1 protein-coding gene is annotated in these 1,316 nt (G+C 70.8%); it reads left to right on the top strand.

The features are described 5' to 3' along the window. The coding region (locus ACEN88_RS31985) for a glycosyltransferase family 4 protein (protein WP_413346218.1) at window positions 1-1,316 on the top strand (1,316 nt) is incomplete at both ends.

Below are 1,316 nucleotides of genomic sequence, written 5' to 3'. Positions count from 1 at the left end.
GCGCCGTCCAGGCGCGCAAGTTCAGCTGGGACAACAGCGCCCGCCGCGCGATCGCCGCGCTGGAAGCGCATGCGGCCGCGCCGGCGCAAGACGCGCCCGAGAAGCCGCGCATCGCCTTCCTGTCGCCGCTGCCGCCGGAACGCACGGGCGTCGCCGACTACGCCGTGCGCGTGCTGCCCACGCTGCTGCCCCACTTCGACGTGGAACTGATCGTCCACCAGGCGGAGGTGGCACTGCCGCCGGAACTCGCGCACCTGCCGCGGCATCCGCCCGCATGGCTCGACGCGCATCCGGACCGCTACCGGCACATCGTCTACCAGTTCGGCAACAGCCCGTTCCACAGCCACATGATGCCGCTGCTGCAGCGCCATCCTGGTGTCGTCGTGCTGCACGACTTCTTCCTGAGCGGCATGCTCTCGTACGAGCAGGTCACGGGCGCGATGCCGGACGTGTGGACGCGCAGCCTGCTCCACTCGCACGGCTACGCGGCCGTGCAGGCGAGCATGGCGCCGGACGGCCTCGAACGCGCCAAGCAGGACTACCCGTGCAACCTGGAGATCCTGCAGGACGCGTCGCACGTGATCGTCCACTCCGACTACGCGCGCCAGCTCGCGCGCGAGTGGTACGGCCCGGAGGCCGGCGCCGACTGGAGCCCGGCGCAGCTGCCCCGCGCCGTGCCGGCCGAGAACGACCGCATGCAGGCGCGGCGCGCGCTCGGCATCGCGGACGACGCCTTCGTCGTCTGTAACTTCGGCTTCGTCGCGCCCACCAAGCACTGCCTGGAACTGCTGCAGGCCTGGCTCGCTTCCAGCCTGCACGGCGACGCCAGTTGCCACCTCGTGTTCGTCGGCGCCAACCACGGCGGCGACTACGGCCGCCAGATGACGGACACCATCGCCGCCGCCCATGCCGGCGAACGCGTGCGCATCTCCGGCTGGACGTCGGACGACGATTATTTGCGCTGGCTGCAGGCCGCCGACCTCGGCGTGCAGCTGCGCACCAGCTCGCGCGGCGAGACGTCGGGCACGGTCCTCGACTGCATGATCTACGGCCTGCCCGTGATCATCAACGCCAACGGCGCGATGGCGGAATTCCCGCACGACGCCGTGTGGATGCTGCCGGACGTGTTTGAACAAAATGAACTCGTCGCCGCACTGGAAACGCTGCGCGCCGACGACGCGCGCCGGCTGGCGCTGGGCGCCGCCGGCTTCGCGCTGATGGGCACGCGCAACAGCCCGGAACGTGTGGGCCTGATGTACAAGGCGGCCCTCGCGCGCGATGCGCAGAAACAGCGCCACGGCCGTCCCGCGCTGCTG

The sequence above is a fragment of the Massilia sp. CT11-108 genome, assembly GCF_047302915.1.
GTDB classification, from domain to species: Bacteria; Pseudomonadota; Gammaproteobacteria; order Burkholderiales; family Burkholderiaceae_D; genus Telluria; species Telluria orientalis.
The sequence above is the reverse complement of the archived record's forward strand: the minus strand, read 5'-3'. Positions and strand labels throughout refer to the sequence as shown.